General features: G+C 40.5%; 31 protein-coding genes and 1 other annotated feature. All 31 genes read left to right on the top strand.

Features of this window, described 5'->3' with window-relative positions; translation table 11 throughout:
* The first annotated feature begins 20 nt into the window (after positions 1–20).
* The 31 genes from sigH to BDR01S_RS15925 all read left to right on the top strand — a co-directional run bounded on the left by sigH (position 21) and on the right by BDR01S_RS15925 (position 24,563).
* Positions 21–671 (top strand): RNA polymerase sporulation sigma factor SigH, encoded by a 651-nt coding sequence (sigH, locus tag BDR01S_RS15780; RefSeq protein WP_066249363.1) that lies wholly within the window; start codon positions 21–23, stop codon positions 669–671.
* Positions 672–790: 119 nt separating this feature from the next.
* Positions 791–937, top strand: coding sequence for a 50S ribosomal protein L33 (gene rpmG, locus BDR01S_RS24965; RefSeq protein ID WP_082797452.1), 147 nt, complete (start codon positions 791–793; stop codon positions 935–937).
* A gap of 46 nt (positions 938–983) precedes the next feature.
* The gene (secE, locus tag BDR01S_RS15785) at positions 984–1,166 is read left to right on the top strand and encodes a preprotein translocase subunit SecE (RefSeq protein WP_066249366.1); all 183 of its coding nucleotides are present in this window, start codon (positions 984–986) and stop codon (positions 1,164–1,166) included.
* 135 nt (positions 1,167–1,301) lie between these two features.
* Positions 1,302–1,838, top strand: coding sequence for a transcription termination/antitermination protein NusG (gene nusG, locus BDR01S_RS15790; RefSeq protein ID WP_066249367.1), 537 nt, complete (start codon positions 1,302–1,304; stop codon positions 1,836–1,838).
* 233 nt (positions 1,839–2,071) lie between these two features.
* Complete coding sequence (gene rplK, locus BDR01S_RS15795; protein WP_007085303.1) at positions 2,072–2,497, top strand: 50S ribosomal protein L11; 426 nt, start codon at positions 2,072–2,074, stop codon at positions 2,495–2,497.
* A gap of 115 nt (positions 2,498–2,612) precedes the next feature.
* Positions 2,613–3,311, top strand: coding sequence for a 50S ribosomal protein L1 (gene rplA, locus BDR01S_RS15800; RefSeq protein ID WP_066249371.1), 699 nt, complete (start codon positions 2,613–2,615; stop codon positions 3,309–3,311).
* A 53-nt stretch (positions 3,312–3,364) separates the two neighbouring features.
* Positions 3,365–3,512, top strand: a sequence feature (ribosomal protein L10 leader region).
* Between the two features lie 33 nt (positions 3,513–3,545).
* Positions 3,546–4,046 (top strand): 50S ribosomal protein L10, encoded by a 501-nt coding sequence (rplJ, locus tag BDR01S_RS15805; RefSeq protein WP_066249373.1) that lies wholly within the window; start codon positions 3,546–3,548, stop codon positions 4,044–4,046.
* 58 nt (positions 4,047–4,104) lie between these two features.
* Positions 4,105–4,464 (top strand): 50S ribosomal protein L7/L12, encoded by a 360-nt coding sequence (gene rplL, locus BDR01S_RS15810; protein WP_066249376.1) that lies wholly within the window; start codon positions 4,105–4,107, stop codon positions 4,462–4,464.
* A 105-nt stretch (positions 4,465–4,569) separates the two neighbouring features.
* Positions 4,570–5,172 (top strand): class I SAM-dependent methyltransferase, encoded by a 603-nt coding sequence (locus tag BDR01S_RS15815; protein ID WP_066249378.1) that lies wholly within the window; start codon positions 4,570–4,572, stop codon positions 5,170–5,172.
* Positions 5,173–5,425: 253 nt separating this feature from the next.
* Positions 5,426–8,983, top strand: coding sequence for a DNA-directed RNA polymerase subunit beta (gene rpoB / locus BDR01S_RS15820; RefSeq protein ID WP_066249381.1), 3,558 nt, complete (start codon positions 5,426–5,428; stop codon positions 8,981–8,983).
* 89 nt (positions 8,984–9,072) lie between these two features.
* On the top strand, positions 9,073–12,672 hold the full coding sequence (rpoC, locus tag BDR01S_RS15825) for a DNA-directed RNA polymerase subunit beta' (RefSeq protein ID WP_066249383.1): 3,600 nt from the start codon (positions 9,073–9,075) through the stop codon (positions 12,670–12,672).
* A 135-nt stretch (positions 12,673–12,807) separates the two neighbouring features.
* Positions 12,808–13,056, top strand: coding sequence for a 50S ribosomal protein L7ae-like protein (locus BDR01S_RS15830; protein ID WP_066249385.1), 249 nt, complete (start codon positions 12,808–12,810; stop codon positions 13,054–13,056).
* Positions 13,057–13,158: 102 nt separating this feature from the next.
* Entirely contained in the window at positions 13,159–13,581 is a 423-nt protein-coding gene (rpsL, locus tag BDR01S_RS15835) for a 30S ribosomal protein S12 (RefSeq protein ID WP_026565517.1), read from the top strand.
* Between the two features lie 40 nt (positions 13,582–13,621).
* Positions 13,622–14,092: a 30S ribosomal protein S7 gene (gene rpsG, locus BDR01S_RS15840; protein WP_066249388.1), complete on the top strand. Its 471-nt coding sequence runs from the start codon at positions 13,622–13,624 to the stop codon at positions 14,090–14,092.
* A 48-nt stretch (positions 14,093–14,140) separates the two neighbouring features.
* Positions 14,141–16,222, top strand: coding sequence for an elongation factor G (gene fusA / locus BDR01S_RS15845; protein WP_066249390.1), 2,082 nt, complete (start codon positions 14,141–14,143; stop codon positions 16,220–16,222).
* A gap of 131 nt (positions 16,223–16,353) precedes the next feature.
* Complete coding sequence (gene tuf / locus BDR01S_RS15850) at positions 16,354–17,541, top strand: elongation factor Tu (protein WP_066249392.1); 1,188 nt, start codon at positions 16,354–16,356, stop codon at positions 17,539–17,541.
* Positions 17,542–17,990: 449 nt separating this feature from the next.
* Positions 17,991–18,299 carry a 30S ribosomal protein S10 gene (gene rpsJ, locus BDR01S_RS15855; protein WP_066094693.1) on the top strand — a complete coding sequence of 103 codons (309 nt, stop codon included), beginning with the start codon at positions 17,991–17,993 and terminating at the stop codon, positions 18,297–18,299.
* Between the two features lie 39 nt (positions 18,300–18,338).
* Positions 18,339–18,965, top strand: a complete 627-nt coding sequence (rplC, locus tag BDR01S_RS15860; protein WP_066249395.1) for a 50S ribosomal protein L3 — start codon at positions 18,339–18,341, stop codon at positions 18,963–18,965.
* Between the two features lie 29 nt (positions 18,966–18,994).
* On the top strand, positions 18,995–19,618 hold the full coding sequence (rplD, locus tag BDR01S_RS15865) for a 50S ribosomal protein L4 (RefSeq protein ID WP_066249398.1): 624 nt from the start codon (positions 18,995–18,997) through the stop codon (positions 19,616–19,618).
* Positions 19,618–19,902: a 50S ribosomal protein L23 gene (gene rplW, locus BDR01S_RS15870; RefSeq protein WP_066249400.1), complete on the top strand. Its 285-nt coding sequence runs from the start codon at positions 19,618–19,620 to the stop codon at positions 19,900–19,902. Before rplD ends, rplW begins: the two co-directional genes overlap by 1 nt.
* A gap of 29 nt (positions 19,903–19,931) precedes the next feature.
* Complete coding sequence (rplB, locus tag BDR01S_RS15875; RefSeq protein WP_066249402.1) at positions 19,932–20,762, top strand: 50S ribosomal protein L2; 831 nt, start codon at positions 19,932–19,934, stop codon at positions 20,760–20,762.
* Between the two features lie 60 nt (positions 20,763–20,822).
* Entirely contained in the window at positions 20,823–21,101 is a 279-nt protein-coding gene (gene rpsS / locus BDR01S_RS15880; protein WP_066249405.1) for a 30S ribosomal protein S19, read from the top strand.
* A 17-nt stretch (positions 21,102–21,118) separates the two neighbouring features.
* The gene (gene rplV / locus BDR01S_RS15885; RefSeq protein WP_066249407.1) at positions 21,119–21,460 is read left to right on the top strand and encodes a 50S ribosomal protein L22; all 342 of its coding nucleotides are present in this window, start codon (positions 21,119–21,121) and stop codon (positions 21,458–21,460) included.
* Positions 21,461–21,463: 3 nt separating this feature from the next.
* On the top strand, positions 21,464–22,120 hold the full coding sequence (gene rpsC / locus BDR01S_RS15890) for a 30S ribosomal protein S3 (RefSeq protein WP_066249409.1): 657 nt from the start codon (positions 21,464–21,466) through the stop codon (positions 22,118–22,120).
* A 1-nt stretch (position 22,121) separates the two neighbouring features.
* Complete coding sequence (gene rplP / locus BDR01S_RS15895) at positions 22,122–22,556, top strand: 50S ribosomal protein L16 (RefSeq protein WP_066249410.1); 435 nt, start codon at positions 22,122–22,124, stop codon at positions 22,554–22,556.
* A complete protein-coding gene (gene rpmC, locus BDR01S_RS15900; RefSeq protein WP_007085282.1) occupies positions 22,546–22,746 on the top strand; it encodes a 50S ribosomal protein L29 in 201 nt (66 codons plus the stop codon). The genes rplP and rpmC overlap by 11 nt, the downstream gene beginning before the upstream one ends.
* 22 nt (positions 22,747–22,768) lie before the next feature.
* The gene (rpsQ, locus tag BDR01S_RS15905; RefSeq protein ID WP_066249412.1) at positions 22,769–23,032 is read left to right on the top strand and encodes a 30S ribosomal protein S17; all 264 of its coding nucleotides are present in this window, start codon (positions 22,769–22,771) and stop codon (positions 23,030–23,032) included.
* 40 nt (positions 23,033–23,072) lie between these two features.
* The gene (rplN, locus tag BDR01S_RS15910) at positions 23,073–23,441 is read left to right on the top strand and encodes a 50S ribosomal protein L14 (protein ID WP_066249415.1); all 369 of its coding nucleotides are present in this window, start codon (positions 23,073–23,075) and stop codon (positions 23,439–23,441) included.
* Positions 23,442–23,476: 35 nt separating this feature from the next.
* Positions 23,477–23,785, top strand: coding sequence for a 50S ribosomal protein L24 (gene rplX, locus BDR01S_RS15915; RefSeq protein ID WP_066259556.1), 309 nt, complete (start codon positions 23,477–23,479; stop codon positions 23,783–23,785).
* 28 nt (positions 23,786–23,813) lie between these two features.
* On the top strand, positions 23,814–24,353 hold the full coding sequence (gene rplE, locus BDR01S_RS15920) for a 50S ribosomal protein L5 (RefSeq protein ID WP_066249416.1): 540 nt from the start codon (positions 23,814–23,816) through the stop codon (positions 24,351–24,353).
* A 24-nt stretch (positions 24,354–24,377) separates the two neighbouring features.
* Positions 24,378–24,563 (top strand): type Z 30S ribosomal protein S14, encoded by a 186-nt coding sequence (locus tag BDR01S_RS15925; RefSeq protein WP_034676107.1) that lies wholly within the window; start codon positions 24,378–24,380, stop codon positions 24,561–24,563.
* Positions 24,564–24,578: the final 15 nt, after the last annotated feature.

Raw genomic sequence — 24,578 nt, forward strand, 5'->3', positions numbered from 1 at the left:
TTCGGTGGAGGGGATCGACTTTGAGTACGGACTTCGGAACAAAGATTAACCAGCAATTTCTTCTAATGGATGACGAAGGAATTGTTGATTTAGTGCACCATGGTGATAGTGAAGCATTGGATTATTTAATCCACAAATATCGAAACTTTGTACGTGCAAAAGCAAGGTCTTATTTTCTAATTGGTGCGGACAAAGAAGATATTGTCCAAGAAGGTATGATCGGACTGTATAAAGCCATTCGTGACTTTAAGGAAGACAAGCTTACTTCCTTTAAGGCATTTGCTGAGTTATGTATTACTCGTCAAATCATTACAGCTATTAAAACTGCCACACGCCAAAAGCATATCCCGTTAAATTCTTACGTTTCATTGGACAAGCCTATTTATGATGAAGAATCAGACCGAACATTGATGGATGTTTTGTCGGGGACAAAGGTTCTTGACCCCGAGGAACTGATTATTAATCAAGAAGAGTTTGACCATATCGAAGTGAAAATGACTGAATTATTAAGCGACTTGGAAAGAAAGGTATTAGCCCTCTATTTAGATGGGCAATCCTACCAAGAAATTTCAGAAGAGCTTAATCGTCATGTGAAGTCGATTGATAATGCCCTTCAGCGTGTAAAAAGAAAGCTGGAACGGTATTTAGAACTCCGTGAATTTTCACTTTAAGAGTAAGCGCTATCTAAATATGTCATATAATTGAACCATTCCTAAGGGTCGTTGACAATAATTAGGACTCATGATACAGTTTTAAAGATATAGTAGAAAAATGGGTAAAGGTGTCGAATATGAGTAGAAAAGTAATCCTTTCCTGTTCTGTTTGCGGCTCGCGAAATTATTCAACAATCAGCAAGCAGACACAAACTGAGAGATTAGAATTGAAAAAATTCTGTAAAACCTGTACCACCCATACCATTCATAGAGAAACAAAATAATCTATAGATTTTTGCTGTTATTTTTAGATTTTGGGGGTTACTTAACATGCAACGCATAAAGAAGTTCTTCAGTGATATTATCCGCGAGATGAGAAAAGTTAGCTGGCCAAAACGTGGGGAACTAACTCGCTCAACACTTACTGTATTATCAACCGTTGTTTTTTTTGCAGCATTCTTTGCAGTTCTAGATTTAGGAATTTCAAAATTGATTCGCTTAATTCTTGAATAATAAATCAACTTTCATGGTATAATGGTGATTAATAAAGGAATTTTTATCTAGAGGCCCGTTTCACGGGTTTTTTATTTGCTTAAAAAATAGACTTTGAATAAATGTAGGGAGGGACGGACGTTCTAGTCCTCTTAAATGGAAAAAAATTGGTATGTTTTGCATACTTACTCGGGTTATGAAAATAAGGTAAAAGCAAATTTAGAAAAACGAGTAGAATCGATGGGTATGACCGATAAGATTTTTCGTGTGGTTGTCCCTGAAGAAGAAGAAACGGAAATTAAAAACGGTAAGTCAAAAGTAGTTAAGCGAAAAGTGTTCCCTGGCTATGTATTGGTTGAAATTGTGATGACAGATGATTCCTGGTATGTTGTTCGGAACACTCCTGGAGTAACTGGGTTTGTTGGCTCATCAGGTGGTGGCTCAAAACCTACTCCATTGCTTCCTGAAGAAGTGGTTGTGATCTTGAAGAGAATGGGTATGACGGAAAAACGTATCGATGCTAATTATGAGTTAGGCGAAACGGTTCGCGTGAAAGAGGGGCCATTTGCCAACTTTACTGGTACGGTTGAAGAAATGGATAAGGATCGCTCGAAACTGAAGGTTCTTGTCAATATGTTCGGTCGTGACACCCCGGTAGAACTGGATTTCACCCAAATTGAGAAGCTGGATTAAGGAAGTTTAAGAGTCCTTTTTATGGCGTCAATCAAAGAAAAATAATCTTATATTGTAAAAAAACTTGAAATCATTTTTAAAAAGTGGTAATATTTCATAGGTCAGTATGTCTCTATGTGAGACAAGACTTATGTTAAGTTCTTTATGATCAATAGATAAAGACAGATGCCTGAGTGGGAGGATTCTGAAAGGATTCCTATTACCACATCACGGACTTTAAGGAGGTGTGTCTCGTGGCTAAAAAAGTAATTAAAGTCGTTAAATTGCAAATCCCTGCTGGGAAAGCAAACCCTGCGCCACCAGTTGGTCCTGCACTAGGTCAAGCCGGTGTTAATATCATGGGATTCTGTAAAGAATTTAACGCTCGTACAGCTGATCAAGCTGGTTTGATCATTCCTGTTGAAATCACGGTTTTTGAAGACCGTTCATTTACATTTATTACGAAAACCCCTCCTGCTGCAGTTTTATTGAAAGTAGCAGCTGGAATTCAGTCGGGTTCTGGTGAACCTAACCGTAATAAAGTAGCAACAGTAAAGCGTGATACAGTACGCGAGATTGCGGAACAAAAAATGCCTGACCTAAACGCAGCTAGCGTTGAAGCGGCAATGCGCATGGTCGAAGGTACTGCACGTAGCATGGGTATTGTCATCGAAGACTAATTCATGTTGAACTGTTTGGTGTAATGAAGGGGGTTGCGACGCTGATATTTCTCACTCGCAACCTTTATTCGTGGGAGGTTATTCCGCTAAAACCACAATCTAGGAGGAAATTAAAATGGCTAAAAAAGGTAAGAAGTATTTAGAAGCTTCAAAGCTTGTAGATCGCCTAAAAGCATATCCGATTGCTGAAGCAATTGATCTTGCTAAAAAAACAAACTTCACTAAATTCGATGCAACTGTAGAAGTAGCATTTCGTTTAGGTGTAGACCCTAAGAAAGCTGACCAACAAATCCGTGGTGCAGTCGTGCTTCCAAACGGAACTGGTAAAACGCAACGCGTTCTAGTTTTTGCTAAGGGTGAAAAAGTTAAAGAAGCAGAAGCAGCTGGAGCTGATTATGTAGGTGATGCAGAGTACATCAACAAAATCCAACAAGGTTGGTTTGAATTTGACGTAATCGTAGCTACTCCTGACATGATGGGTGAAGTTGGTAAGCTTGGTCGTGTATTAGGACCTAAAGGTTTAATGCCAAACCCTAAAACTGGTACAGTTACATTTGATGTAACTCGTGCGATTAATGAAATTAAAGCTGGTAAAGTTGAATATCGCGTAGACAAGTCTGGTAACATTCATGTTCCTATCGGTAAAGCATCTTTCGAAAACGAAAAGCTTGTTGAAAACTTCAACACTATCTTTGAAACTATGCAAAAAGTGAAGCCATCTGCTGCAAAAGGTACTTACATGAAGAACGTAACTGTTGCTTCTACAATGGGACCTGGCGTTAAAGTTGACCCTTCATCAGTAGTAGTTAAGTAAATTTTCCCAATTGACAATCTAGAATAGATTTTATATAATCTATTCTGTTGTTTAAAATAATAACATTTGTACTGAAGACAGCAGGTGCGTTTCGATGCTTAATTCCCTGCCGAGGTAATGCGATAGAATTGGCTGAACTTGTTCAGCTGTTGTATGCTGCCTCCATGTCACCGATTGATATGGAGGCTTTAATTTGCCTGGTATGAATGTAGATAATCTACAGGAGGTGTAAAGATGAGCATTGTAATCGAATTAAAGAAACAAGTCGTTGATGAAATTACTGATAAGTTAAAGAAGAGCGTTTCAACAGTTGTTGTTGATTATCGTGGTCTTTCAGTTGCAGAAGTAACTGAACTTCGTAAACAACTTCGTGAAGCTGGCGTTGAATTCAAAGTTTACAAAAACTCAATGGTTCGCCGCGCGGCTGAAGCTGCTGAACTTGCTGGCTTAAACGCTGCTTTAACAGGTCCTAACGCAATTGCGTTCAGTACTGAAGATGTAGTAGCACCAGCTAAAATCTTGAATGACTTCGCGAAAAAGCATGAAGCACTTGAACTTAAAGCAGGTGTAATTGAAGGAAGCGTTGCGACAGCTGAAGAAATTAAAGCTCTTGCTGACCTACCATCACGCGAAGGTTTACTATCTATGTTACTATCCGTACTACAAGCACCAATCCGCAACCTTGCTCTTGTTACAAAAGCAGTTGCAGAACAAAAAGAAGAACAAGGCGCGTAATATAGCCTGAATACGCACATCAAATAAATTTGAACGAAAACTAAGGAGGAAATTAATCATGACTAAAGAACAAATCATTGAAGCAGTTAAGACTATGACTGTTTTAGAACTTAACGATCTAGTAAAAGCAATCGAAGAAGAATTCGGCGTAACTGCTGCAGCTCCTGTAGCAATGGGCGGCGTAGCTGTTGCTGCTGCTGAAGAACAAACTGAATTTGACGTAATCCTTGCTAGCCCTGGAGATCAAAAAATCAAGGTTATCAAAGCTGTTCGTGAAATCACTGGTCTTGGTCTTAAAGAAGCAAAAGACCTTGTTGACAACACTCCAAAAGCTGTTAAAGAAGGCGTTTCTAAAGAAGAAGCTGAAGAAGTTAAAGCTAAACTTGCTGAAGTTGGAGCAAACGTTGAAGTTAAGTAATATTCAAAAAAATGAGCTCGCTGTATAAGCGGGCTTTTTTTGACTTAACTGAGTTTCTTTTCCTCGTTACACTTCAATTATTAATATTCCTCGGAGGTGAGTCAAATGTCTGAACACTACTATTCTCGAACACAGAAGGTTGATAGTGACCCAAAATTTTGGGACTACACCCTAAAAAATAATCAGTTTCGTTTTAAAACAGATAACGGTGTGTTTTCAAAAAGAGAAGTAGATTTCGGCTCACGGTTATTAATTGAGTCTTTTGAACTGCCGAATGCAGAGGGGTTGCTCCTGGATGTTGGCTGTGGCTATGGACCAATCGGTCTTTCTCTTGCAAAGTATTATCAAGATCGTATGATACATATGGTTGATGTTAATGAGCGAGCGATTTCCTTAGCAAAGGAAAATGCAGAACTTAATCGGATTGAGAACGTTAAGATTTATGAAAGTGATCGTCTGCTAAATGTAAAAGAAAATACGTTTGCGGCTATATTAACAAACCCACCGATTAGGGCGGGAAAAAAAACTGTTCATGATATTTTTGAACAAAGCTTCGAGCATCTTACGTCTCAGGGTGAGCTCTGGGTTGTCATTCAAAAGAAACAAGGAGCACCATCCGCGATTGAAAAATTAAATAATTTATTTAACCACGTTGAAACTATTGACAAATCCAAAGGTTATTTTGTCATAAGGGCACAAAAAAGTTGACTTGAAAATGTCACTATGATAGCATTATAAAATGCCATCATAATAATTTCCGAATTATTCCTTAAAAACGTTATTTTTTAGCGTATATAATAGGGATATTAAGGAAATGATGACAAAATAATAGTCTAAATGTGAAAATGTGGTTTTTTAGTAAAAACCCTTTTTCTTTTTGTTTACCGGAAGGGAAGTAAATTCCTGCTCCGTAAACGCTTATAAATTTTAATAATAACGCTTGATTTGAGGGGTGAATCAGTTGACAGGTCAACTAGTTCAGTATGGACGACACCGGAAGCGGAGGAGTTACGCACGAATCAGTGAAGTTTTAGAATTACCAAATCTTATTGAAATCCAAACCTCTTCCTATCAATGGTTTCTTGATGAAGGTTTGCGTGAAATGTTCCAGGATATTTCACCAATAGAAGATTTTACTGGTAACCTATCACTAGATTTTATTGATTACAGCCTTGGCGATCCAAAGTATTCTGTGGAAGAATCAAAAGAACGGGACGTTACATATTCTGCTCCATTACGTGTAAAAGTACGTCTTGTAAACAAAGAAACAGGCGAAGTAAAAGATCAAGATGTATTTATGGGTGATTTTCCACTTATGACTGAGACAGGTACGTTTGTCATTAACGGGGCAGAACGTGTTATTGTTTCACAATTAGTACGTTCTCCGAGCGTTTACTTTAGTGGAAAACTCGATAAAAATGGGAAACGTGGCTACTCGGCTACTGTCATTCCGAACCGCGGCGCTTGGCTGGAGTATGAAACAGACGCCAAAGATGTCGTATATGTGAGAATAGATCGTACTCGGAAACTGCCCGTTACGGTTCTTTTGCGTGCACTTGGCTTCGGCTCCGATCAAGAAATCATCGAATTGATCGGTGATAACGAGTATATCCGTAATACATTGGAAAAGGACAATACAGAAGGTGTTGACAAAGCGCTTCTAGAAATTTATGAGCGTCTACGTCCAGGTGAACCGCCTACTGTTGAAAACGCAAAGAGTCTATTAATTTCGCGTTTCTTTGATCCAAAGCGCTATGACCTCGCTAATGTTGGTCGTTATAAAATTAATAAAAAGCTTCATATTAAAAATCGCCTATTTAACCAGCGTTTAGCAGAATCCCTTGCGGATCCTGAAACTGGTGAAATTATTGCTGAAAAAGGTACCGTTCTAGACAGAAGAAATCTGGATAGAGTTTTGCCAGCCCTAGAAAAGAATATTAATTTCAAAGGCTTCAATCCTTATGGCGGCGTAGTGGCTGAGGAAATTACTCTTCAGGACATTAAGATTTATGCACCTGGCGATGAGAATGAAAAAGTCATTAATGTCTTAGGTAACGCCTATGTGGCCGAACCAATTAAAAATATTACACCTGCTGATATCATTTCATCAATTAGCTACTTCTTCAATTTATTGCATGGAGTAGGCGATACAGATGATATTGACCATCTAGGAAACAGACGTCTTCGCTCTGTAGGAGAACTCCTTCAAAATCAGTTCCGAATCGGATTATCCCGTATGGAACGTGTGGTTCGCGAAAGAATGTCTATCCAAGATACAGCAACGATCACACCGCAACAATTGATTAATATTCGTCCAGTAATTGCTTCAATTAAGGAATTCTTCGGAAGTTCACAATTATCGCAATTCATGGATCAAACGAATCCGCTTGCTGAATTAACTCACAAGCGACGTCTCTCTGCTTTAGGACCTGGTGGTTTAACGCGTGAACGTGCCGGCTTTGAAGTTCGTGACGTTCACTACTCCCATTACGGTCGTATGTGTCCGATTGAAACACCAGAGGGTCCGAACATTGGTTTGATTAACTCGTTATCATCATATGCAAAAGTAAATCGGTTTGGATTCATTGAAACACCTTACCGTCGTGTCGACCCTGATACCGGAAAGGTAACAAGCCGAATTGATTACTTAACCGCGGATGAAGAAGATAACTATGTTACAGCGCAAGCGAATTCTCGACTAAGTGACGATGGTTCCTTCGTAGATGAAGATGTTGTTGCTCGTTTCCGTGGTGAAAACACGGTCGTCAAACGTGAGCGAATTGATTATATGGATGTATCGCCAAAGCAGGTTGTATCTGCGGCAACAGCATGTATTCCATTCCTTGAAAACGATGACTCTAACCGTGCTCTAATGGGAGCGAACATGCAGCGTCAAGCAGTCCCGCTTATGCAGCCAGAAGCTCCACGAGTTGGAACAGGTATGGAATATGTATCTGGTAAAGACTCAGGTGCTGCGGTTATCTGTAAGCACGAAGGTATTGTTGAACACGTGGAAGCACGTGAAGTGTGGGTACGCCGCATAAATGTGGTGGACGGTCAAGAAGTTAGAGGAAATCTTGATAAATACCGCATGCTTAAATTCATTCGTTCCAATCAAGGAACTTGTTATAACCAACGACCAATTGTCGCTGTAGGTAACCACGTAACAAAAGGTGAAATTCTTGCTGATGGTCCATCAATGGAATTAGGGGAATTAGCTCTTGGACGGAACGTTCTTGTTGCCTTCATGACATGGGATGGCTATAACTATGAAGATGCGATTATTATGAGTCAGCGTTTAGTGAAAGACGATGTATATACGTCGATTCATATTGAAGAATACGAGTCAGAATCTCGTGATACAAAGCTTGGACCAGAAGAAATCACACGTGATATACCAAACGTTGGAGAAGATGCTCTTCGCAACCTGGATGAGCGTGGAATTATTCGTACGGGTGCAGAAGTTAAAGATGGAGACTTGTTAGTTGGTAAAGTAACGCCAAAAGGGGTTACCGAATTAACTGCAGAAGAACGTCTTTTACACGCAATCTTTGGAGAAAAAGCACGTGAAGTTCGTGATACGTCACTTAGAGTTCCACATGGCGGCGGCGGTATCGTTCTTGATGTTAAAGTCTTTAATCGTGAAGATGGCGATGAACTTCCACCGGGAGTAAATCAGCTTGTCCGCGCTTATATCGTTCAGAAACGTAAGATTTCTGAAGGGGATAAAATGGCGGGACGTCACGGAAATAAAGGGGTAATTTCACGGATCTTACCTGAAGAAGATATGCCGTTTTTACCGGATGGCACACCAGTCGATATCATGTTAAATCCATTGGGCGTACCATCACGGATGAACATTGGACAGGTGCTTGAGCTTCACCTTGGAATGGCAGCCCGTTACCTTGGAATTCATGTAGCCTCGCCGGTATTTGACGGAGCACGTGAAGAAGATGTTTGGGGAACGATTGAAGAAGCAGGCATGGCCCGCGATGCTAAAACCGTTCTTTATGATGGTCGATCCGGAGAACCATTTGATAACCGTGTCTCTGTAGGTGTCATGTACATGATTAAACTTGCTCACATGGTTGATGATAAACTCCATGCCCGTTCAACTGGTCCTTACTCACTTGTTACGCAACAGCCTCTGGGCGGTAAAGCTCAATTTGGTGGACAGCGTTTCGGTGAGATGGAAGTTTGGGCGCTTGAAGCATACGGAGCAGCATACACACTTCAAGAAATCCTTACGGTTAAATCCGATGACGTGGTTGGTCGTGTGAAAACTTATGAAGCCATCGTTAAAGGCGAAAATGTTCCGGAACCAGGTGTTCCAGAATCATTCAAAGTATTAATTAAAGAGCTTCAGAGTCTAGGAATGGATGTTAAAATCCTGTCTGGCGATGAAGAAGAAATTGAAATGCGCGATACGGAAGATGACGATGACTTACAACAAGTTGACACGTTAAATATTGTTCCTGAGCAGGCGCTTGAATCAGAAAAAGTCGGTTCAAAAGAGTAAATATATATTTTGAGTTGGAGCGCACATTGCGCTCCCGCTTTATTGTGTGATAAGGGTATAACCTGGATATCAAAAGGGAGGTAGGCCCCTTGCTGGATGTTAATAATTTTGAGTATATGAAGATTGGTCTTGCTTCACCCGATAAAATCCGTTCATGGTCTTTCGGAGAAGTCAAGAAACCAGAAACGATTAACTATCGTACATTAAAGCCTGAAAAGGATGGCTTGTTCTGTGAACGAATTTTTGGTCCTACGAAGGATTGGGAATGTCATTGCGGAAAGTACAAGCGTGTACGTTATAAAGGTGTCGTTTGTGACCGTTGTGGAGTAGAAGTAACACGTGCTAAAGTTCGTCGTGAACGAATGGGGCATATCGAGCTTGCTGCACCAGTTTCACATATTTGGTACTTTAAAGGTATTCCGAGCCGAATGGGACTTGTTTTAGATATGTCTCCAAGAGCTTTAGAGGAAATCATCTACTTTGCTTCATATGTAGTGACGGAATCCGGAGACACAGCTCTAGATAAAAAACAGCTATTATCTGAAAAAGAATATCGCGCATACCGTGAAAAGTACGGAAACAAATTCCAAGCTTCCATGGGAGCAGAAGCGATTAAGAAGCTTCTTTTTGATATCGATTTAAATAAAGAGGTAGACGCATTAAAAGAGGAATTAAAAAGTGCACAAGGTCAGCGTCGTACTCGTGCGATTAAACGCCTTGAAGTATTAGAAGCATTCCGTGGGTCAGGAAATGAGCCATCATGGATGATTCTTGACGTTCTTCCTGTTATACCTCCTGAACTTCGTCCAATGGTTCAATTGGATGGAGGGAGATTTGCAACATCCGACTTAAACGATCTTTACCGTCGGGTAATTAATCGTAATAACCGCTTAAAGCGTTTGTTAGATTTAGGTGCACCAAGTATTATTGTTCAGAATGAAAAACGGATGCTTCAAGAAGCAGTTGATGCCTTGATTGATAACGGTCGTCGTGGTCGTCCAGTTACAGGACCGGGTAACCGTCCATTGAAGTCACTTTCCCATATGTTAAAAGGAAAGCAAGGCCGTTTCCGTCAAAACCTACTTGGAAAGCGTGTTGACTATTCAGGTCGTTCCGTTATCGTTGTAGGACCGAACTTAAAGATGTATCAATGTGGACTTCCAAAAGAAATGGCGTTAGAACTATTTAAGCCATTTGTTATGAAAGAACTCGTTGAAAAAGGGTTAGCCCATAATATTAAATCAGCAAAACGTAAGATAGAAAGAGTATCTCCAGATGTGTGGGATGTACTTGAAGATGTTATCAGAGAACATCCGGTATTATTAAACCGTGCCCCTACATTGCATAGATTAGGGATTCAGGCTTTTGAACCGACACTAGTTGAAGGACGTGCGATTCGTCTTCATCCTCTTGTATGTACTGCATACAATGCGGACTTTGATGGTGACCAAATGGCTGTTCACGTACCGCTTTCATCAGAAGCACAAGCAGAAGCAAGGCTTTTAATGCTTGCAGCACAAAATATCCTAAACCCTAAAGATGGTAAGCCGGTTGTTACTCCTTCCCAAGATATGGTACTAGGTAACTATTACTTAACTTTGGAAAGAGAAGGCGCTGTCGGCGAGGGAATGATTTTTAAAGATACCAATGAAGCAATCCTTGCCTATCAAAACGGCTATGTGCACTTCCATACTCGTGTGGGTGTCCATGCAGGATCATTAGGAAATGAAACATTCACAGAAGAACAAAATCATAAGTTATTAATCACTACGGTGGGTAAGCTTATTTTTAATGAAATTCTGCCGAAATCATTCCCGTATATTAATGAACCGACAAGACATAATTTAGAAGTTGAAACACCTGCCATTTATTTTGTTGAAAAAGGAGAGGACATTAAGGCAAAGATTCAGTCAATGCCATTAATTGATCCGTTCAAAAAGAAAATTCTTGGGAATATCATTGCGGAAGTATTCAAGCGTTTCAAGATTACTGAAACGTCAAAAATGCTTGACCGCATGAAGGACTTGGGCTTTAAGCATTCAACGAAAGCGGGACTTACGGTTGGTGTAGCTGACATTGTCGTACTTCCTGAAAAGCAGGAAATTCTTCATGAAGCACAAAGTAAAGTAGATAACGTTATGAAGCAATTCAGACGTGGTCTAATTACCGAGGATGAGCGTTACGACCGTGTTATTGCGGTCTGGAGTGCTGCAAAAGACACCATTCAAGGGAAACTAATGAAATCCCTGAATAAATCGAATCCAATCTTCATGATGAGTGATTCCGGTGCTCGTGGTAACGCCTCTAACTTTACGCAGTTAGCTGGTATGCGTGGTCTGATGGCCAACCCGGCTGGTCGAATTATTGAGTTACCGATTAAATCAAGTTTCCGTGAAGGATTAACTGTATTAGAATACTTTATCTCGACACATGGTGCCCGTAAAGGTCTTGCTGATACAGCCTTGAAAACGGCTGACTCAGGTTACTTAACACGTCGTCTTGTTGACGTTGCACAGGATGTTATTGTCCGTGAAGATGATTGTGGTACAGATCGCGGTTTCTTAATCAGTGCCTTAAAAGATGGAACAGAAATAATCGAAGGACTGGATGAACGCTTAATTGGCCGTCATGCAAGAACTGCGATCAGACATCCGGAAACCAAAGAAGTCCTTGTTCCTGAAAACGGCTTGATTACTGAGGATTTAGCAGAAATTATTGTCGGTGCAGGTATTGAAACAGTAAAAATCCGGTCTGCATTTACATGTAATACACGTCATGGTGTATGTAAGAAATGTTATGGCCGCAACTTGGCAACAGGTCAAGAGGTTGAAGTGGGTGAATCTGTTGGTATTATTGCAGCGCAATCCATCGGTGAGCCAGGTACACAGTTAACAATGCGTACCTTCCACACAGGCGGTGTTGCGGGAGACGATATTACACAAGGTTTACCGCGTATCCAAGAGATTTTTGAAGCACGTAACCCTAAAGGTCAAGCAGTTATCACTGAAATTGAAGGTGTAGTTGTTGGAATTAATGAAGGCCGTGACCGCCAGCATGAAATTGTTGTTCAAGGTGAAGTGGAATCAAGAACATACAATGCTCCATATACAGCACGCTTGAAAGTAGCAGTTAATGACCATGTCGATCGTGGTGAAGAGCTAACTGAAGGTTCGATTGACCCGAAAGAATTAATTCGAGTGAAGGACGTAACTTCAGTTCAAGAATACCTATTGAAAGAAGTTCAGAAAGTTTACCGTATGCAAGGGGTAGAAATTGGTGATAAGCACGTGGAAGTAATGGTCCGTCAAATGCTCCGTAAGGTTCGTGTCGGGGATGCCGGTGAAACAGATGTTCTTCCAGGAACGCTTCTAGATATCCATCAGTTTACTGATGCGAACGAAAAGGCACTATTAGCCGGTAAATTACCAGCTACAGGTCGCCCGGTATTACTTGGTATTACCAAAGCGTCGCTTGAAACTGATTCATTCCTATCTGCCGCATCGTTCCAAGAAACAACAAGAGTTCTTACCGATGCAGCGATCAAAGGTAAACGTGATGAATTACTAGGTCTAAAGGAAAATGTTATTATCGGAAAGCTGATACCGGCTGGAACAGGTATGCCGCGTTATCGTAAAGCTGAGCCTGTGCTCCGTGATACCACTTCTGAAGAAACAGTTACAATTGATTAATAATAGTAAGGGATCTGCTAACTAGCAGATTCCTTATTTTAAGAAAATAATTACTGTGGTGTTGACATCTATTTATTAAAATGGTACTATATCAAAGGTGCTCCTATTCACCTGATACTTTGGAGGATATGAACGATGTCTTATGAAAAAGTATTCCAGGCACAAAAGTTCGTTATAGGAACAAAACAAACAGTCAAAGCACTTAAAGAAGGTAATGTCCGAGAGTTGATCGTAGCAAAAGACGCTGACCCGAAAGTGACAGTGAAAGTTGTTAATGAAGCTCTTGATATAAATGTTCCTATCCTATATGTGGATTCGATGTTAAAACTCGGAAAAGCATGCGGGATTGAAGTTGGTGCTTCAACTGTTGCAATTATCCGCTAAAAGCTGTTTTTGTAGATAGAAAGTCTGCAAGAACTTTGTTTTTGCAAAAAAATGAACCACCTGGATGTGTGGGTTTACAAATAATGAAGGGAGGAAACACAAATGCCAACTATTAATCAATTAGTGCGCAAGCCTCGTCAATCTAAAGAGGAAAAGTCAAAATCACCTGCGCTAAACAAAGGGTATAACAGCTTCAAAAAATCACAAACGAATGTATCTTCACCACAAAAACGCGGTGTATGTACTCGTGTTGGTACAATGACACCAAAGAAACCGAACTCAGCGTTACGTAAATATGCTCGTGTACGTTTGACGAACGGTATTGAGGTGACTGCATACATTCCTGGTATTGGACACAATCTTCAAGAGCATAGCGTTGTTCTTATTCGTGGAGGACGTGTAAAAGATTTACCAGGAGTACGTTATCACATCGTACGTGGAGCACTTGATACAGCGGGTGTTAATAACCGTATGCAAGGACGTTCTAAATACGGTACTAAGAGACCAAAAGCAGCTAAGAAATAAAACAACCTAAATAGAAGCTTCTTTGAAAGGAGGAAATATAATGCCACGTAAAGGTCCTGTAGCAAAAAGAGACGTGTTACCAGATCCAATTTATAACTCTAAATTAGTTACTCGTTTAATCAACAAAATGATGGTTGACGGTAAAAGAGGTAAGTCGCAAGAAATTCTTTACTCTGCATTCGATACAATTCGTGAACGCTCTGGCAAAGAGCCGATGGAAGTATTTGAAGCAGCGCTTAAAAACATTATGCCTGTACTTGAAGTTAAAGCTCGTCGTGTAGGTGGTGCTAACTACCAAGTTCCAATTGAGGTGCGTCCGGATCGCCGTGCAACTCTAGGTCTTCGTTGGTTAGTGAACTATTCACGTAACCGTGGAGAGAAAACAATGGAAGAGCGTTTAGCTAATGAAATCATGGATGCAGCTAACAATACTGGTGCATCTGTTAAAAAGCGTGAAGATACACACAAAATGGCAGAAGCAAACAAAGCGTTTGCTCACTATCGTTGGTAATCTAACCTTCAATATAAAAACTTTCAAACTAGGAAGGAGAAAGACCCAATGGCAAGAGAGTTCTCCTTAGCAAATACTCGTAATATTGGTATCATGGCTCACATCGATGCTGGTAAAACGACTACCACTGAGCGTGTTCTTTATTACACTGGTCGTATCCATAAGATTGGTGAAACACATGAAGGTGCATCTCAGATGGACTGGATGGAGCAAGAACAAGAACGCGGAATCACAATCACTTCCGCGGCAACAACTGCACAATGGCATGGCCATCGTGTAAACATCATTGATACACCAGGACACGTAGACTTCACTGTTGAAGTTGAACGTTCTCTTCGTGTACTTGATGGTGCAGTAGCAGTACTTGATGCACAATCTGGTGTTGAGCCTCAAACAGAAACAGTTTGGCGCCAAGCAACAACTTATGGTGTACCACGTGTTGTATTTGTAAACAAGATGGACAAAATTGGAGCGGACTTCTTATATTCAGTAGGAACAATCCATGACCGTCTTCAAGCAAATGCACATCCTATTCAGTTGCCAATCGGTGCTGAAGATCAGTTTACAGCAATCATTGACCTTGTGGAAATGAATGCAGTATTTTACGGCAATGACTTAGGTACTGATATTGAAGTACGTGAGATTCCGGAAGAATATAAAGCTCAAGCTGAAGAATACCGTGAAAAGCTAATAGAAGCAGTTGCTGAGCTAGATGAAGAATTAACGGAAAAATACCTTGGTGGAGAAGAAATCACTAAAGAAGAGCTTAAAGCAGCGATTCGTAAAGGTACTTGTAATGTTGAATTTTATCCAGTTATCTGTGGTTCTGCATTCAAAAACAAAGGTGTACAGCTTATGTTAGATGCTGTTATCGATTACCTTCCATCACCATTAGATGTACCTGCTATTAAAGGTCATGCAGTGGATGATGATGAAGAGATCGTTGAACGTCATTCTAGCGATGAAGAGCCATTCTCTGCTCTAGCATTCAAAGTTATGACTGACCCTTATGTTGGTAAATTAACGTTCTTCCGTGTTTACTCTGGTCAATTAGATGCTGGATCATATGTCCAGAACTCTACTAAAGGTAAGCGTGAACGTGTAGGACGTATCCTACAAATGCATGCAAATAGCCGCCAAGAAATCTCTAAGGTTTATGCTGGTGACATTGCTGCAGCTGTAGGTCTGAAAGATACAACTACTGGTGATACTCTATGTGATGAGAAAAATCTTGTTATCCTTGAGTCAATGGTATTCCCTGAACCAGTAATTCAACTTTCAGTAGAACCAAAATCAAAAGCTGACCAAGACAAAATGACAACTGCACTTCAAAAACTTCAAGAAGAAGATCCTACCTTCCGTGCGCATACTGACCAGGAAACTGGACAAATAATCATTGCAGGTATGGGTGAACTTCACCTTGATATCCTTGTTGACCGTATGCGTCGTGAGTTTAAGGTTGAAGCTAACGTAGGTGCTCCACAGGTTGCTTACCGTGAAACCTTCCGTGCTTCTGCACAAGTTGAAGGTAAGTTTGCACGTCAATCTGGTGGACGCGGACAATACGGACACGTTTGGATTGAATTCTCACCAAACGATGAAGGTAAAGGATTCGAGTTTGTTAATGGTATTGTTGGTGGTGTTGTTCCTCGTGAATACATCCCTGCTGTTCAAGCTGGACTTGAAGATGCCATAGGACGCGGTGTTCTTGCTGGTTATCCTTTAGTTGATATTAAAGCAAGATTATTCGATGGTTCATACCATGATGTTGACTCCTCAGAAATGGCGTTTAAAATTGCTGCATCAATGGCACTTAAGAATGCTGCTTCTAAGTGTAAGCCTGTTATCCTTGAACCGATGATGCGCGTTGAAGTTGTAATCCCTGAAGAATATCTAGGTGATATTATGGGACAAATCACTGCTCGCCGTGGCCGTGTTGAAGGTATGGAAGCACGTGGTAATGCACAAGTTGTTCGTTCAATGGTTCCACTTTCAGAGATGTTTGGTTATGCAACAGCACTTCGTTCTAGTACACAAGGACGTGGAGTATTCTCCATGCACTTCGATCACTATGAAGAAGTACCAAAGTCAGTTTCTGAAGAAATCATCAAAAAAAATAAAGGTGAATAATTGATTTTCATCTTTTGATAAAGTATAACTACTATTGTAGGCAGTGGAAGCCGTGAGAGTGGGACATCCTCATTCACGGCTTACATAAAAAACTAAACTTAAATTTTTATAATTTAGAGGAGGATTTCCTAATGGGTAAAGCTAAATTCGACCGTTCAAAGCCACACGTTAACATTGGTACAATCGGACACGTTGACCATGGTAAAACAACTTTAACAGCTGCAATCACTTCTGTTCTTGCTAAAACAGGTAAAGCAGAAGCACGTGCATACGATCAAATCGATGGTGCACCAGAAGAAAAAGAACGTGGTATCACAATCTCAACAGCACACGTTGAGTATGAAACAGATCTTCGTCACTATGCACACGTAGACTGCCCAGGACATGCTGACTATGTTAAAAACATGATCACTGGTGCAGCTCAAATGGACGGCGGTATCCTAGTTGTATCTGCAACTGACGGCCCAATGCCACAAACTCGTGAGCACATCCTTCTTTCTCGTCAAGTAGGTGTACCATACCTTGTTGTATTCATGAACAAGTGTGACATGGTTGACGATGAAGAACTTCTTGAATTAGTAGAAATGGAAATTCGTGATCTATTAACTGAATACGATTTCCCTGGCGATGACACTCCAGTTATCAAAGGTTCTGCTCTTAAAGCACTAGAAGGCGAAGCTGCTTGGGAAGAAAAAATCTATGAACTTATGACAGCTGTTGATGAGTGGATTCCAACACCAACTCGTGACACTGACAAACCTTTCATGATGCCGGTTGAGGATGTATTCTCAATCACTGGTCGTGGAACAGTTGCTACAGGACGTGTTGAGCGTGGTGTAGTTAAAGTTGGTGACGTAGTTGAAATCGTAGGTTTCACTGAAGAACCGAAATCTACAACTGTAACAGGTGTAGAAATGTTCCGTAAGCTTCTTGATTTCGCTGAAGCTGGTGACAACATCGGTGCCCTTCTTCGTGGTGTAGCACGTGAAGAAATCGAACGTGGTCAAGTATTGGCTAAACCAAAGTCAATCACTCCACACACAAAGTTCAAAGCACAAGTTTACGTTTTATCAAAAGAAGAAGGTGGACGTCACACTCCATTCTTCTCAAACTACCGTCCACAATTCTATTTCCGTACTTCTGATATTACAGGTATCTGTATGCTTCCAGAAGGTACTGAAATGGTTATGCCTGGCGACCACATTGAAATGATCGTTGAACTTATCGCTCCAATCGCTATCGAAGAAGGAACTAAGTTCTCTATTCGTGAAGGTGGACGTACAGTAGGTTCAGGTTCAATCACTACAATCACTGAGTAATTGAATAGCAGTAGTAACTTTGGTTACGAAGCTGGACAATGATCACAATATTAAAAGCAGATGGATGACGATCCATCTGCTTTTTTGCTGTCATTAAAATAACTTGAAGTCGTGTTTCTTCTATATAGATATATGAACTTTCATACGTCGCTAAACGGTCGCTTCCGCTTTTCTAATTAGGATATTTCTGGAGATTGATAATAATAGTTGAAAAAGTGAATATCAGCCGCTATAATAGGAAAAGTGTTCGAAACAGAAACATAAAGAAAAAAACATATTAGGTGTTGCGTTTCTTATATGTTTTATGTATAATAGACAATGTTGGTCTTTGACTGCGATGATGTGGAAGGTTGCTGACACACCCGGCCGCTTTGCCATGGCGAGTGTGTGAGGGAAATTTCCACTGAGAAGGTCTATTTTAAAAATAGGCGAATAAAGGAGGGAAAATAATGGCAAAACAAAAAATTCGTATCCGTTTAAAAGCGTATGATCACAGAATCCTTGATCAATCTGCAGAAAAAATCGTTGAAACAGCAAAACGTTCTGGTGCGGCTGTATCTGGTCCAATTCCGTTACCAACCGAAAAAACTATTTACACGATTCTTCGTGCGGTTCATAAGTACAAAGATTCACGTGAGCAATTCGAACAACGGACACATAAGCGTCTAATCGACATCGTTAACCCAACTCCACAAACAGTTGATGCGTTAATGCGTTTAGATTTACCATCAGGTGTTGATATCGAAATTAAACTTTAATCAAAATAAATGACAAATAATCTAGGAGGTGTGACTTAAATGACCAAAGGAATCTTAGGAAGAAAGATTGGTATGACTCAAGTATTTGCTGCTAACGGCAACTTAATTCCTGTAACTGTAGTTGAAGTAGCTCCAAACGTTGTACTTCAAAAGAAATCAGTTGAAAGCGACGGTTATGTTGCGGTTCAAGTTGGTTTTGAAGATAAACGTGAAAAGTTATCTAACAAACCGGAAAAAGGCCATGTTGCTAAAGCAAACACTGCTCCTAAGCGCTTCGTTCGCGAATTCCGCGGAGATGACTTAGCAAGCTATGAAGTTGGTCAAGAAGTCAAAGTTGATATTTTCACTGCTGGAGATATCGTAGATGTAACAGGAATCTCAAAGGGTAAAGGTTTCCAAGGTGTAATTAAACGCCACGGACAATCACGCGGCCCAATGGCTCACGGTTCACGTTATCACCGTCGTCCTGGTTCAATGGGACCAGTTGCTCCAAACCGCGTATTCAAAGGTAAATTATTACCAGGTCGTATGGGTGGAGAACAAATCACTGTACAAAACCTTGAAATTGTTAAGGTTGATGCAGAGCGTAACTTACTTTTAATCAAAGGTAATGTACCAGGCGCGAAAAAAGCTCTATTAAAAATTAAAGGTGCAATCAAAGCATAGTCACTTTTTAAGAAAGGAGGAACAAAGGAATGCCTAAAGTAGCATTATTAAACCAAACCGGATCACAAGTTGGTGATATCGAACTTAATGATTCTGTATTTGGTATTGAGCCTAACCAGCACGTATTATTTGAAGCAATTGTTATGCAAAGAGCTTCATTACGTCAAGGAACTCATAAAACTAAAATTCGTTCTGAAGTACGCGGCGGTGGTCGTAAACCATGGCGTCAAAAAGGAACTGGACGCGCTCGTCAAGGGTCAATCCGTTCTCCACAATGGCGCGGAGGTGGTACTGTATTCGGTCCAACACCACGCAGCTACGCTTACAAATTACCTAAAAAGGTTCGTCGTTTAGCAATCAAATCTGCACTTTCTTCTAAAGTATTAGAAGAGAACATGTTAGTGTTAGATATCTTAGCTCTCGATTCGCCGAAAACAAAAGATTTTAAAACTGTTTTAAGCGGTCTTTCCGTTGACAAAAAAGCATTGATCGTTACAGCTGACCTTGATGAAAATGTAGCACTTTCTGCTCGTAACATTCCTGGTATCACAGTAGTAACAGCTAGCGGAATTAACGTATTAGATGTTGTTAATCATGAGAAATTAATCATGACTAAAGCAGCGGTTGAAAAAGTAGAGGAGGTGCTTGCATAATGGATGCACGCGATATCATTAAGCGCCCCGTTATCACTGAACGTACTACTGACCTAATGGCTGAGAAAAAATATACTTTCGAAGTAGATGTTAGAGCTAACAAAACTCAAGTTAAAGATGCTATTGAAGAAATCTTTAGTGTTGATGTTGAGAAAGTTAACATCATGAACTACAAAGGTAAATTTAAGCGTATGGGAAAATTCGGTGGTTACACAAACAAACGTCGTAAAGCAATTGTAAAACTAACAACTGATAGCAAAGAAATCGAATTCTTTGAAGCATAAGCATCTATCAAGAAGAGGAGGGAAATAAAATGGCGATTAAAAAGTACAAACCTACCTCCAATGGTCGTCGCGGAATGACTACTTCTGATTTCGCTGAAATCACAACTAGTACCCCTGAAAAGTCTCTTTTAGCTCCGTTAAAGAGAAAAGGCGGCCGTAATAACCAAGGTAAGTTAACTGTTCGTCATCAAGGTGGCGGCCACAAGCGTCAATACCGTTTAATTGACTTTAAACGTAACAAAGATGGCATTCCAGGACGCGTTGCTACAATTGAGTATGATCCAAACCGTTCTGCAAATATCGCATTAATCAATTACGTGGATGGAGAAAAGCGTTATATCTTAGCTCCTAAAAACCTAGTAGTTGGCATGGAAGTAATGTCAGGCTCTGAGGCTGATATTAAAGTAGGTAATGCTCTTCCATTAGTAAACATTCCTGTTGGTACTGTAATACACAACATCGAATTAAAACCAGGAAAAGGCGGCCAGTTAGTTCGTTCTGCTGGAACAAGCGCTCAAGTACTTGGTAAAGAAGGTAAATACGTACTAGTACGTTTAAATTCCGGTGAAGTTCGTATGATCCTTTCTGAGTGCCGTGCATCTATCGGTCAAGTAGGTAACGAACAACACGAACTTATTAACATTGGTAAAGCAGGTCGTAATCGTTGGTTAGGCAAGCGCCCAACAGTCCGTGGATCTGTAATGAACCCTAACGATCACCCACACGGTGGTGGTGAAGGACGTTCACCAATCGGACGTAAATCACCAATGTCTCCATGGGGTAAACCAACTCTTGGATACAAAACTCGTAAAAAGAAAAATAAATCAGATAAATTCATCGTACGTCGTCGTAAAAAATAACGTGATATTCCTACGGTTCAAAGAAAGAACCGTAGAACAGTCACGAAGGGAGGTTCCTTCATGGGTCGCAGCTTAAAAAAAGGACCATTTGTTGATGATCATTTAATGGTTAAGGTAGAAAAGTTGAACGAGACCGAAAGCAAACATGTTATTAAAACTTGGTCACGCCGTTCTACAATCTTCCCACAATTTATTGGCCACACTATCGCAGTATATGATGGTCGCAAACACGTGCCTGTATATGTTACTGAAGACATGGTAGGACACAAGCTTGGAGAGTTTGCTCCAACTCGTGCTTACAAGGGCCATGGTAATGATGACAAGAAAACAAGACGTTAAGAGAGGAGGGCATCCAAATGCAAGCTAAAGCTGTTGCAAGAACAGTTCGTATTGCTCCTCGTAAAGCACGTTTAGTCGTAGATTTAATTCGAGGAAAGCAAATTGGTGAAGCTGTGGCGATTTTAAATCTCACACCTAAGGCTGCTTCTCCAATCGTGGAAAAAGTATTAAAATCAGCTATGGCAAATGCTGAACATAACTATGAAATGGACGTTAACAATCTAGTTATTGAACAAGCATTTGTTGACGAAGGACCAACGTTGAAACGTTTCCGTCCACGCGCAATGGGCCGTGCTAGCCAGATCCTTAAGCGCACAAGCCACATCACTATCGTATTATCAGAAAAGAAGGAGGGATAAGCTGTGGGTCAAAAAGTAAATCCTGTCGGTTTGCGTATTGGAATCATTCGTGATTGGGAATCTAAATGGTACGCAGGCAAAGACTTCGCTACTCTTTTACACGAAGACCTTAAAATTCGTGAGTACATCACGAAGCGTTTAAAAGATGCTTCTGTTTCTAAAGTAGAAATCGAACGTGCTGCAAACCGTGTAAACGTAACAGTGCATACAGCTAAGCCTGGTATGGTTATTGGTAAAGGCGGTACTGAAGTTGAAGCACTTCGTAAAGCATTAAATCAATTAACTGGCAAACGTGTACACATCAACATTCTTGAAATCAAGAGAGCTGACGTTGATGCGAAACTAGTTGCTGAAAATATTGCTCGTCAATTAGAAAACCGTGTATCTTTCCGTCGTGCTCAAAAGCAAGCAATTCAACGTGCAATGCGCGCTGGTTCAAAAGGTATTAAAACACAAGTATCTGGTCGTCTTGGCGGCGCGGATATCGCTCGTGCTGAACATTACAGCGAAGGAACTGTTCCGCTTCATACACTTCGCGCTGATATCGACTATGCTACAGCTGAAGCCGATACAACTTATGGTAAGCTAGGCGTAAAAGTATGGATCTATAAGGGAGAAGTCCTTCCTACTAAGAAGAAACCTGCGGAAGGAGGCAAATAATATGTTATTGCCAAAACGCGTAAAATATCGCCGTCAACACCGTGGTAACATGCGTGGTAACGCAAAAGGCGGTACAGAAGTAGCATTCGGTGAATTCGGCCTACAAGCTTTAGAAGCTTCTTGGATCACGAATCGTCAAATCGAAGCAGCTCGTATTGCTATGACACGTTACATGAAACGTGGTGGTAAAGTTTGGATTAAAATTTTCCCACACAAGCCTTACACTGCTAAACCTCTAGAAGTACGGATGGGTTCCGGTAAAGGGGCACCTGAAGGCTGGGTAGCTGTTGTTAAGCCTGGAAAAATCATGTTCGAAATTGCTGGCGTTTCTGAAGAAATTGCTCGTGAAGCACTTCGACTTGCTATGCACAAACTTCCAGTAAAATGTAAGTTTGTAAAACGAGAAGAAATTGGTGGTGAATCAAATGAAAGCTAATGAACTTCGTGACCTAACCACTGCTGAAATTGAACAAAAAGTAAAATCTTTAAAAGAAGAACTTTTCAACCTTCGCTTTCAATTGGCGACAGGACAACTTGAAAACACTGCTCGCATTCGTGAAGTACGTAAAGCGATCGCACGTATGAAAACAGTTGTTCGTGAAAGAGAAATCAGCGTTAACAAGTGATTAATGAAGGGAGGTTCACACAATGAGTGAACGTAACCAACGTAAAGTTTACACAGGACGCGTTGTTTCTGACAAGATGGACAAAACAGTAACAGTACTTGTTGAAACACAAAAAAAGCATTCTTTATATGGTAAACGCGTTAAGTATTCTAAAAAGTATAAAGCTCATGATGAGCAAAACGAAGCAAAAATCGGCGATGTAGTACGTATTATGGAAACTCGTCCGCTATCAGCTACTAAGCGTTTCCGTTTAGTTGAAGTTGTAGAAAAAGCAGTTATTATTTAATTGTTCGGATTAAGCTTCATTCCGAAGGGAGGTTACACACATGATTCAACAAGAATCACGTTTGAAAGTTGCTGACAACTCTGGTGCTCGTGAGGTATTAACGATTAAAGTTCTTGGTGGTTCAGGCCGTAAATTTGCTGGTATTGGTGATGTTATCGTCTGTACAGTAAAACAAGCAACACCAGGTGGCGTTGTTAAAAAAGGTGAAGTTGTTAAAGCAGTTATTGTTCGTACAAAGAGCGGTGCTCGCCGTCCTGACGGTTCTTACATTCGTTTCGATGAAAACGCATGTGTAATTATCAAAGATGATAAGAGCCCACGTGGAACACGTATCTTCGGACCAGTTGCCCGCGAACTTCGTGACAACAACTTTATGAAAATTGTTTCTCTAGCTCCAGAAGTATTATAATTTAAATTCAAATGCCTTTAAGGAGGTGCTTAATGATGCATGTGAAAAAAGGTGACAAAGTAAGAGTCATCTCTGGAAAGGATAAAGGCAAAACAGGAGTAATCCTTGCTGCTTATCCTAAAGAAAGCCGTGTACTAGTAGAAGGTGTGAACATTGCGAAGAAACACTCAAAACCTTCACAAGTGAATCCACAAGGCGGAATCATCAGCTTTGAGGCTCCAATTCATGTATCGAACGTAATGCCTATCGATCCTAAGTCTGGTAACCCGACTCGTGTAGGTTCCACTACGGTAGATGGCAAGAAAGTACGCGTAGCAAAATCCGGTGAATTTTTAGATAAATAGTTTAAAATTAAGAAGGGAGGTACAATAAGTGAACCGCCTAAAAGAAAAATTTGTTAAAGAAGTTACTCCTGCTCTAATGAGCAAGTTCAACTATAAATCAGTGATGGAAGTTCCTAAACTTGAGAAAATCGTTGTGAACATGGGCGTTGGTGACGCAGTTGCTAATGCTAAGGCACTCGATATCGCAGTTGACGAGCTTGCAACAATCACAGGTCAAAAACCTGTCGTAACACGTGCGAAAAAATCGATCGCTGGCTTCCGTCTTCGTGAAGGTATGCCAATCGGTGCAAAAGTTACACTTCGTGGTGAGCGCATGTACGAATTCTTGGATAAATTAGTTTCAGTTTCTTTACCTCGTGTACGTGACTTCCGTGGTATCTCTAAAAAAGCATTCGATGGTCGCGGTAACTATACATTAGGGGTTAAAGAACAATTAATCTTCCCTGAAATTGATTATGATAAAGTAAGCAAGGTTCGTGGTATGGATATCGTTATCGTAACGACTGCTAATACTGATGAAGAATCTCGTGAGCTTTTAACTCAATTTGGAATGCCATTCCAAAAGTAATCGTTAAATAATGGAGGCGAAAACGTGGCTAAAAAGTCAATGATTGCGAAACAAAAGCGCACGCCTAAATATGCAGTACAAGAGTATACACGCTGCGAACGTTGTGGCCGTCCACACTCTGTATATCGTAAATTTAAGCTTTGTCGTATTTGTTTCCGCGAATTAGCGTACAAAGGACAAATTCCTGGTGTTAAAAAAGCTAGCTGGTAAAACCCAAGTCTGGGA

Origin of the sequence: Neobacillus drentensis NBRC 102427 (genome assembly GCF_001591445.1) — a bacterium.
GTDB lineage: Bacteria > Bacillota > Bacilli > Bacillales > Cytobacillaceae > Neobacillus > Neobacillus drentensis.

Bases quoted from the DNA above. Each gene is read 5' to 3' on its own strand.
- rplX (WP_066259556.1), top strand. From the start codon at position 23,477: ATGCATGTGAAAAAAGGTGACAAAGTAAGAGTCATCTCTGGAAAGGAT.
- rplA (WP_066249371.1), top strand. From the start codon at position 2,613: ATGGCTAAAAAAGGTAAGAAGTATTTAGAAGCTTCAAAGCTTGTAGAT.
- rpsS (WP_066249405.1), top strand. From the start codon at position 20,823: ATGGGTCGCAGCTTAAAAAAAGGACCATTTGTTGATGATCATTTAATG.
- rplN (WP_066249415.1), top strand. From the start codon at position 23,073: ATGATTCAACAAGAATCACGTTTGAAAGTTGCTGACAACTCTGGTGCT.
- rpsL (WP_026565517.1), top strand. From the start codon at position 13,159: ATGCCAACTATTAATCAATTAGTGCGCAAGCCTCGTCAATCTAAAGAG.
- rplL (WP_066249376.1), top strand. From the start codon at position 4,105: ATGACTAAAGAACAAATCATTGAAGCAGTTAAGACTATGACTGTTTTA.
- rpsQ (WP_066249412.1), top strand. From the start codon at position 22,769: ATGAGTGAACGTAACCAACGTAAAGTTTACACAGGACGCGTTGTTTCT.
- rpmC (WP_007085282.1), top strand. From the start codon at position 22,546: ATGAAAGCTAATGAACTTCGTGACCTAACCACTGCTGAAATTGAACAA.
- rplJ (WP_066249373.1), top strand. From the start codon at position 3,546: ATGAGCATTGTAATCGAATTAAAGAAACAAGTCGTTGATGAAATTACT.
- nusG (WP_066249367.1), top strand. From the start codon at position 1,302: ATGGAAAAAAATTGGTATGTTTTGCATACTTACTCGGGTTATGAAAAT.
- fusA (WP_066249390.1), top strand. From the start codon at position 14,141: ATGGCAAGAGAGTTCTCCTTAGCAAATACTCGTAATATTGGTATCATG.
- rplB (WP_066249402.1), top strand. From the start codon at position 19,932: ATGGCGATTAAAAAGTACAAACCTACCTCCAATGGTCGTCGCGGAATG.
- rplW (WP_066249400.1), top strand. From the start codon at position 19,618: ATGGATGCACGCGATATCATTAAGCGCCCCGTTATCACTGAACGTACT.
- tuf (WP_066249392.1), top strand. From the start codon at position 16,354: ATGGGTAAAGCTAAATTCGACCGTTCAAAGCCACACGTTAACATTGGT.
- rplP (WP_066249410.1), top strand. From the start codon at position 22,122: ATGTTATTGCCAAAACGCGTAAAATATCGCCGTCAACACCGTGGTAAC.
- BDR01S_RS15815 (WP_066249378.1), top strand. From the start codon at position 4,570: ATGTCTGAACACTACTATTCTCGAACACAGAAGGTTGATAGTGACCCA.
- rplD (WP_066249398.1), top strand. From the start codon at position 18,995: ATGCCTAAAGTAGCATTATTAAACCAAACCGGATCACAAGTTGGTGAT.
- secE (WP_066249366.1), top strand. From the start codon at position 984: ATGCAACGCATAAAGAAGTTCTTCAGTGATATTATCCGCGAGATGAGA.
- BDR01S_RS15830 (WP_066249385.1), top strand. From the start codon at position 12,808: ATGTCTTATGAAAAAGTATTCCAGGCACAAAAGTTCGTTATAGGAACA.
- rpmG (WP_082797452.1), top strand. From the start codon at position 791: ATGAGTAGAAAAGTAATCCTTTCCTGTTCTGTTTGCGGCTCGCGAAAT.
- rpsJ (WP_066094693.1), top strand. From the start codon at position 17,991: ATGGCAAAACAAAAAATTCGTATCCGTTTAAAAGCGTATGATCACAGA.
- rplV (WP_066249407.1), top strand. From the start codon at position 21,119: ATGCAAGCTAAAGCTGTTGCAAGAACAGTTCGTATTGCTCCTCGTAAA.
- rpsG (WP_066249388.1), top strand. From the start codon at position 13,622: ATGCCACGTAAAGGTCCTGTAGCAAAAAGAGACGTGTTACCAGATCCA.
- rplC (WP_066249395.1), top strand. From the start codon at position 18,339: ATGACCAAAGGAATCTTAGGAAGAAAGATTGGTATGACTCAAGTATTT.